2 tRNA genes are annotated in these 256 nt (G+C 53.5%); both read right to left on the minus strand.

The annotated features are described in order from the left end of the window. Positions 1–36: 36 nt before the first annotated feature. A tRNA-Ser gene (locus tag BMI76_RS10515) sits at positions 37–126 on the minus strand. A gap of 7 nt (positions 127–133) precedes the next feature. Further along, positions 134–205 (minus strand) — tRNA-Glu (locus tag BMI76_RS10520). Positions 206–256 lie beyond the last annotated feature (51 nt).

Below are 256 nucleotides of genomic sequence, written 5' to 3' on the forward strand. Positions count from 1 at the left end.
GCTACCTAACTGCTCCATCCCGCGATATCTTTATAAAGGAGGATGTGGGATTCGAACCCACGCACGCTTTTACACGCCTGACGGTTTTCAAGACCGTTCCCTTCAGCCGGACTTGGGTAATCCTCCAAAACAATAGTCCGTACGGGATTCGAACCCGTGTTACCGCCGTGAAAAGGCGGTGTCTTAACCCCTTGACCAACGGACCATTCCTATGGGCACGAGTGGACTCGAACCACCGACCTCACGCTTATCAGGC

The organism is Streptococcus sp. 'caviae', assembly GCF_001937065.1.
Classification (GTDB): Bacteria; Bacillota; Bacilli; order Lactobacillales; family Streptococcaceae; genus Streptococcus.